Consider the following 5,672-nt stretch of genomic DNA (forward strand, 5'->3'; position numbering starts at 1 on the left):
AACATGACCGTGGGCGCCAGGACCGGATCGATCTTATGGGCCGCCAGCACATACTGCTGCGCCGCCCCGCCGATGCGCGAGGCCGCCACGAACGAAGAAAGGATCAAAGCTAGAGGCACCGCAGTGCCCCTAGCCCAATCCCAAAAGCTGAACCAGTGGTCTTCTACCTGGGAAGGTAAGCGAAGGTCGGTTCTAGTAGCGGTAGTGCTCCGGCTTGAACGGCCCCTGGGTTGTGACCCCGATGTAGTCGGCCTGTTCCTTGGTGAGCTTGGTCAGCTTGGCGCCCAGCTTCTCGAGGTGGAGCATGGCCACCTTCTCGTCCAGGTGCTTGGGCAGGGTGTAGACCTTGGTCTCGTACTTGGCGCCGTTCTGCCAGAGCTCGATCTGGGCGAGCGTCTGGTTGGTGAAGCTGGCGCTCATCACGAAGCTGGGGTGGCCGGTGGCGTTGCCCAGGTTCACCAGGCGGCCCTCGGACAGCACGATGATCTTCTTGCCGTCGGGGAATTCCACATGGTGGACCTGCGGCTTGATCTCGTCCCACTTGAAGTTGCGCAGGCCGGCGATCTGAATCTCCGAGTCGAAGTGGCCGATGTTGCAAACGATGGCGTTGTTCTTCATCGCCCGCATGTGGTCGACGGTGAGCACGTCCTTGTTGCCGGTGGCCGTGCAGAAGATGTCGCCCTTGGCCGCCACGTCCTCGACGGTCTGGACGTCATAGCCTTCCATCGCCGCCTGCAGGGCGCAGATCGGGTCGACTTCGGTGACGATGACGCGCGCGCCGCCGTTGCGCAGCGAAGCCGCCGAGCCCTTGCCCACGTCGCCGTAGCCCAGGACCACGGCGACCTTGCCGGAGAGCATCACGTCGGTGCCGCGGCGGATGGCGTCGACCAGGCTCTCGCGGCAGCCGTACAGGTTGTCGAACTTCGACTTGGTGACGCTGTCGTTGACGTTGATGGCGGTGAACGGCAGCTCGCCGCGCTCGTGCATCTGGTAGAGGCGGTGCACGCCCGTGGTGGTCTCTTCCGACACGCCCTGACAGGCGTCACGGATGGCCGTGTAGAAGCCCGGCTTCTCCTTCAGGTACCGCTTCATCACGGCGAAGAGGGCTTCCTCTTCCTCGTTGGTCGGGTTGTTGAGGAGGGTGGGGTCCTTCTCGGCCTTCGGACCCAGCACGCAGAGCAGGGTCGCATCGCCGCCGTCGTCCAGGATCAGGTTCGGGTAGCCGCCGTCGTGCCACTCGAAGATCTTGTGGGCGTACTCCCAGTACTCGACCAGGGTCTCGCCCTTGATCGCGAAGACCGGCGTGCCCTTGGCCGCGATGGCCGCGGCGGCGTGGTCCTGGGTGGAGAAGATGTTGCACGAGGCCCAGCGGACCTCGGCGCCCAGCGCCTGCAGGGTCTCGATGAGCACCGCCGTCTGGATGGTCATGTGGAGCGAGCCGGCGATGCGGGCGCCCTTCAGCGGCTGGGCCTTGCCGAACTCGGCGCGCGTGGCCATCAGGCCCGGCATCTCGGTTTCGGCGATGTCGATTTCCTTGCGGCCCCAGTCGGCGAGCGAGAGGTCCTTCACGACATAGTCGGTCATTTCGATTCCTGAAGTCGGGGGAATGTCTTGGCGGCCCCTATAGCGGGACCGCTCGGCTGTATCAACCGAGACATAAAGAAATCCTTATGCGAGTTCCGTTGCCGGCCGTAGGGTGACCGTCGTATCCGGGCGTGCCGTCCTCCCCCGGAGCAGTACCCATGAACGCGCCCTTCCGACCGGCCGATCTGGCCGAGCCCCGTCACGACTGGACCCTGGACGAGGTGGAGGCGCTGTTCGAGCTGCCGTTCACCGAACTGGTGTTCCGTGCGGCCGAGGTCCACCGGCGCTGGTTCGACCCCACCGAGCTGCAGCTATCCCAGCTCCTGTCGGTGAAGACCGGTGGCTGCCCCGAGAACTGCGGCTACTGCAGCCAGTCGCAGCACTTCAAGACCGCCACCCGCGCCTCGAAGCTGATGGAGGCCGACGCGGTGATCGCCCAGGCCGCCGAGGCCAAGGCCGGCGGCGCCCAGCGCTTCTGCATGGGCGCGGCCTGGCGCGACCTGAAGGACCGCGACCTGCCGAAGGTCGCCGCCATGATCTCGGGCGTGAAGGCGCTCGGCCTGGAGACCTGCGCCACGCTGGGCATGCTGACGCCCGATCAGGCCAAGGCGCTGAAGGCGGCCGGCCTCGACTTCTATAACCACAACCTCGACACCGGCCCGGACTACTACGACCAGGTCGTCACCACCCGCACCTACCAGGACCGCCTCGACACGCTCGCCGCCGTACGCGACGCCGGGATGTCCACCTGCTGCGGCGGCATCGTCGGCATGGGCGAGACGCGCCGTGACCGTGCGGGCCTCCTGCACCAGCTGGCGATCCTGCCCGCGCACCCCGAGAGCCTGCCGATCAACGACCTGATGCCGATCCCCGGCACGCCGCTTGGCGCGTCCGACCCGGTCGATCCGCTGGAGTTCGTCCGCATGATCGCGGTGGCCCGCCTGGTCTGTCCGAAGGCGATGGTCCGCATCGCCGCCGGGCGCGAGCACATGACCAAGGAGCTGCAGGCCCTCTGCTTCCTGGCCGGCGCCAACTCGATCTTCGTGGGCGCCCGCCTGCTCACCACCGACAACCCCGGCCGCAACGCCGACGACGCCCTCCTGGCCGACCTGAAGATGAAGCCGATGACGCGCGCAGCGGAAGTCGTCCGCTAGGGACGGCCCGATCTCAGTTCAGCAGGGCGAGCGCGCGCGTGAGCTGTGTGTCGCCGGACTCCGCCTGCTCGACCACCACGTCGGGCGTGACGCCGGTCTCCTGGATCGCCCGCCCGGAGGGCAGATGGATCGCGCCGGTGGTCAGTTTCAAGGCCCCATGCAGGCCGCCCGACAACGGAAACAGCGTCTGGATCGTGCCGCCGTCGTGGCTACTCACGCCGACGATCTTCGCGCGGCCGCGCTCTTGGAGAGCGCCGGCGACGACCTCCGCGCCCGAGGCGGCGCCCGCGTCGATCAGCACAATCAGCTGCGCTCCAGTCAGCGCGTCGCCCGGATCGGCCTTGAATCGCTCGCGCCGGCCGGGATCGCGCTCGGCGACCCAGGCAACCTCGCCGCCGTCGAGGAAGATCGACGCAACGTCCACGACGCGATTCAGCAGCCCGCCGGGAGACCCGCGAAGGTCCAGGACCAGACCCTTCATCGCGGGGTTTTCGGCCTTCAGCTGCGCGATCGCGGCGATCGTGTCCGTCGCGACCGTGTCGTGGAAGGAGCCGAGGGAGAGGTAGCCAGCGTTGCCGATCATGCGCGCGGTAACGCTGGGTGGTGGAACCTCCCGGATGAGCGTCAGGTGGAACGGGGGCAGCGACGCGCGGTCCACCGTTAACACCACCGGCGTCTGGGTCCCGACCAGCCTCGAGCTCGCTTCGAGCAGTTCGAGCGCAGGGGCCCCGTCGATCGCGACGATCCGGTCCCCGACCTTCAGACCGCCCTTTGCAGCGGGTGAATTCGGCGCGATTCCGCCGACCAGCAGGGCGCCACCGGCGCGCTCAAGGGTGACACCCAGCGTGGCCGGCTGGTTGCTGCGATCCCGCAGCGCGGCGAACTGTTCGGGCGAGTAATAGGTGGAGCCGGGATCAAGCGACCTCATCATCCCGACCAGCGCCGCCTGGATCGCTTTCGCCTCGTTCACCGGTGTCAGGTGCTGGCGCACCACGAGCTCGAACGCCGAGCGAAACACCGACAACCAGTTCGAGGCTGGTTGCGCCGCTGCTTGGGCCGGTCGGTCGACAAGGGCCATCGTCGCCGCACCCATCGCGAAAGCGCCGAGAAGGCTGGCCGCAGTTCTGAGTTTCATGTCGGCTCCCTGCAACTCCTGAAGAGCATAGCCCGCGGGCGCGCGGTCGCCGCAAGGTGCTGCTGACAGCTTTCGGCGCCCGCCGGCGATAGATGTTGTCGGCGGGCGGCTAGCTCAGCCGTCCTCCGGACCTTATCTGGGAGGCTTCCGAGGAGAGCGCGTGCAGCCGATCATTTCCATCGAAGGCCTGTCGAAGACCTATGCCGGCGGCTTCCAGGCCCTGAAGTCGGTCGACCTGCAGATCCGCCAGGGCGAGATCTTCGCCCTCCTGGGCCCGAACGGGGCCGGCAAGACCACCCTCATCGGCATAGTTTGTGGTCTTGTCCGGATGACGGCAGGACGGGTCACCGCCGACGGACACGACATCCAGAAGGACTTCCGCGCCGCGCGGTCCAAGATCGGCCTCGTCCCGCAGGAGATTTCCACCGACGCCTTCGAGACCGTCTGGGACACGGTGAAGTTCTCCCGCGGCCTGTTCGGCAAGGCCCCCGACAACGCCCACCTCGAAAAGGTGCTGAAGGCGCTCAGTCTCTGGGACAAGAAGGCCGAGAAGATCATGGCGCTTTCGGGCGGCATGAAGCGCCGGGTTATGATCGCCAAGGCGCTGGCCCACGAACCCTCGATCCTGTTCCTCGACGAGCCCACCGCCGGCGTCGACGTCGAGCTGCGCCGCGACATGTGGGAGATGGTCCGCGGCCTGCGCGAGCAGGGCGTAACCATCATCCTGACCACCCACTACATCGAGGAAGCCGAGGAGATGGCAGACCGGATCGGCGTGATCTCCCGCGGCGAGCTGATCCTGGTCGAGGACAAGGACGTCCTCATGCGCAAGCTGGGTAAGAAGCAGCTGACGCTGCACCTGCAGGAGCCGCTCGAGACCGCCCCGGTCATCGACGGCTTTTCGCTCGAGCTCGCCGCCGACGGGGCCGAGCTGGTCTACGCCTTCGACGCCCAGGCCGAGTCCACCGGCATCGCCGAGCTGATGAAGCGGCTGGCCGCGCGCGGCATCGACTTCAAGGACCTGCGGACCGAGGAGTCGAGCCTGGAGGACATCTTCGTGAGCCTGGTGCGGGGAGCGCGCGCATGAACCTCCACGCGATCAAGGCCATCTACTTCTTCGAGATGCACCGTTGGGCCCGCACCATCGTGCAGAGCGTCGCCGCGCCGGTGATCACCACCTCGCTCTACTTCATCGTCTTCGGCGCAGCGATCGGCAGCCGCATGCCGCAGATCGACGGGGTCAGCTACGGCGCCTTCATCGTGCCGGGCCTGCTCATGCTGTCGATCCTGACCGAGAGCATCTCCAACGGCTCGTTCGGCATCTATATGCCGAAGTTCGCCGGCACGATCTACGAGGTGCTGTCGGCGCCCGTGTCCGCCGCAGAGGTGGTGATGGGCTACGTCGGCGCCGCGGCCACCAAGTCGGTTATCCTGGGTCTGGTGATCCTCGCCACCGCGCGCGTCTTCGTGCCCTACGAGATCGGCCACCCGCTGGTGATGCTGGCCTTCCTGGTGCTGACCTCGGTCACCTTCAGCCTGTTCGGCTTCCTGACCGGCATCTGGGCCGACGGCTGGGAGAAGCTGTCGATCATCCCGACCCTGGTGATCACGCCGCTGACCTTCTTGGGAGGCAGCTTCTACTCGATCGACATGCTGCCCGGCGTCTGGAAGACGATCGCCCTCTTCAACCCGGTGGTCTACCTGGTGAGCGGCTTCCGCTGGAGTTTCTACGGCGTCTCCGACGTGGGCGTCGGCGTCAGCCTGGCGGCCACCCTAGGCTTCCTGGCCGCCTGCCTCGC

Annotated in this window: 5 protein-coding genes; 3 read left to right on the plus strand and 2 right to left on the minus strand. The window is 66.8% G+C overall.

Annotated elements, in window-relative coordinates; genetic code table 11:
- Positions 1-192: 192 nt before the first annotated feature.
- On the minus strand, positions 193-1,584 hold the full coding sequence (gene ahcY, locus VGD44_RS06000) for an adenosylhomocysteinase (protein WP_331084907.1): 1,392 nt from the start codon (positions 1,582-1,584) through the stop codon (positions 193-195).
- A 158-nt stretch (positions 1,585-1,742) separates the two neighbouring features.
- On the opposite strand from ahcY, the gene bioB reads away from it, so the two are divergent.
- Positions 1,743-2,738 carry a biotin synthase BioB gene (gene bioB, locus VGD44_RS06005; RefSeq protein WP_331084910.1) on the plus strand — a complete coding sequence of 332 codons (996 nt, stop codon included), beginning with the start codon at positions 1,743-1,745 and terminating at the stop codon, positions 2,736-2,738.
- A 13-nt stretch (positions 2,739-2,751) separates the two neighbouring features.
- Here bioB and VGD44_RS06010 read toward each other — a convergent pair whose 3' ends face one another.
- A complete protein-coding gene (locus tag VGD44_RS06010; RefSeq protein ID WP_331084912.1) occupies positions 2,752-3,873 on the minus strand; it encodes a S41 family peptidase in 1,122 nt (373 codons plus the stop codon).
- Positions 3,874-4,033: 160 nt separating this feature from the next.
- Here VGD44_RS06010 and VGD44_RS06015 point away from each other — a divergent pair, with 160 nt between their 5' ends.
- Together VGD44_RS06015 and VGD44_RS06020 are read left to right on the plus strand one after the other, a co-directional pair.
- Positions 4,034-4,960, plus strand: coding sequence for an ABC transporter ATP-binding protein (locus tag VGD44_RS06015; protein WP_331084915.1), 927 nt, complete (start codon positions 4,034-4,036; stop codon positions 4,958-4,960).
- Positions 4,957-5,672 (plus strand): ABC transporter permease (locus tag VGD44_RS06020; protein ID WP_331084917.1); only part of this gene is annotated, 716 nt, incomplete at its 3' end. The genes VGD44_RS06015 and VGD44_RS06020, both read left to right, overlap by 4 nt.

It is taken from the genome of Phenylobacterium sp. (assembly GCF_036402295.1).
Taxonomy (GTDB): domain Bacteria; phylum Pseudomonadota; class Alphaproteobacteria; order Caulobacterales; family Caulobacteraceae; genus Phenylobacterium.

What these genes read in the sequence shown, in the direction of transcription:
- ahcY (WP_331084907.1), bottom strand. Translation starts at nt 1,584, where the DNA reads ATGACCGACTATGTCGTGAAGGACCTCTCGCTCGCCGACTGGGGCCGC.
- bioB (WP_331084910.1), top strand. Translation starts at nt 1,743, where the DNA reads ATGAACGCGCCCTTCCGACCGGCCGATCTGGCCGAGCCCCGTCACGAC.
- VGD44_RS06010 (WP_331084912.1), bottom strand. Translation starts at nt 3,873, where the DNA reads ATGAAACTCAGAACTGCGGCCAGCCTTCTCGGCGCTTTCGCGATGGGT.